Origin of the sequence: Parabacteroides sp. ZJ-118 (assembly GCF_011038785.1) — a bacterium.
Classification (GTDB): Bacteria; Bacteroidota; Bacteroidia; order Bacteroidales; family Tannerellaceae; genus Parabacteroides.
On sequence record NZ_JAAKDT010000100.1, the window covers coordinates 1 to 1,635 of the forward strand.

Consider the following 1,635-nt stretch of genomic DNA (forward strand, 5'->3'; position numbering starts at 1 on the left):
AAAGATACCATCTTTTTCGATAGCAAAACGGCGTTAGCCATTTTGCGGACAGAGGTGACTTGTGTGCCCGGATGGCCAACTGTTACCTCTGTTTATTTCACGGGCGTGCCTGTGTGGGGGACTGAATAGTTACTATCCGATATCTCGAATAGAACTGGAGTATGAAGTCACATTCGGCAGAGAGAAAAAGCGTGCGGATATTGTTGTTTTTGACAAGCAGCAAACCACAAGCCCATATATCATTGTGGAATTGAAAAAGCCTAAATTGAAAGACGGCAAAGAGCAACTGAAGAGTTATTGCAACGCTACAGGTGCTCCAATCGGTGTATGGAGTAACGGTCGGCAGGTTTCTTACTACCACCGCAAAGACCCGAATTATTTTGAAGATTTAAGCAACATCCCTCGTGCTGACCAAAAACTCTCTGATATCCTCTCTGAACGTTGGAAGATTGCAGACCTTATCAAGAAAGATAAATTGGTGAATGAGCGTAAGTCACTTAAAGACCTCATTCTTGAAATGGAGGACGAGGTATTGGCTGGCGCAGGCGTGGATGTGTTTGAGGAAGTGTTCAAACTTATTTTCACTAAACTGTTCGACGAAATGGAAAGCGGGCGTAAGCCTGACAGAAATTTGGAATTCCGAAACTATGGAGATACTGAAACAGAATTGAAGGACAAGCTACAAGCACTGTTTGACAAAGCAAAAGAGAAATGGCAAGGAGTGTTTACCGATGACGCTAAACTTTTGCTCACTCCATCACATTTATCAGTCTGTGTAGCTTCGTTGCAAGATGTAAAATTGTTCAACTCAAACCTTGATGTGGTAGATGAAGCATTTGAGTATCTTATCAATAAGAGCAGCAAAGGGGAGAAAGGGCAATACTTTACACCGCGATATGTGATTGATATGTGCGTAAAGATGCTCAATCCCAAGGTTGATGAAAAGATGATTGATACGGCTGCGGGTAGTTGCGGTTTCCCTGTTCATACAATTTTTCATGTTTGGGAGAGCATCTTAAAGTCCAAAGAGCTGAGTCGTAGCCATCTGTTCACATTGGAAGAAAAACCTGCCGAATGTACAGATTATGTACAAAATAATGTTTTCGCAATTGATTTTGACGAAAAGGCTGTACGTGTAGCCCGGACTCTTAATCTTATTGCAGGTGACGGACAAACTAATGTGTTGCATCTCAATACTCTTGATTACGAACGTTGGGATGAAAGTGTAAAGGATGAGAATTGGAGCGATACATATTCCGAAGGCTGGAAAAAGTTAAAGAAATTGCGTGCCAATAAAAGCAGCAATCGTGATTTCTGTTTTGACATCGTCATGGCAAATCCTCCGTTTGCAGGAGATGTAAAAGAAAGCCGTATATTATCCAAATATGATTTGAGCCGAAGCGTATCACTGGAAAAATTGAAAAATGCGCCACAAGGGGCTACGGTGGAAGTAGGTGAGCCAACTTTCCCGGAGGCCTTGTCAAACAATGGCGAAACAGTCTATCAAATGAGTGATGGCACATTCCGTAAAACAAAATTAAAGCAGGCTACAAATATGAGCCGTGATATTTTGTTTGTTGAGCGTAACCTTGACTTCTTGAAACCGGGAGGTAGAATGGCTATTGTTTTGCCGCA

General features: G+C 42.1%; 1 protein-coding gene. It reads left to right on the forward strand.

All coding sequences use genetic code 11. The annotated features are described in order from the left end of the window. Positions 1-154: 154 nt before the first annotated feature. On the forward strand, positions 155-1,635 hold a 1,481-nt coding region (locus G7Y39_RS13330; protein WP_241160070.1), incomplete at its 3' end, for an N-6 DNA methylase.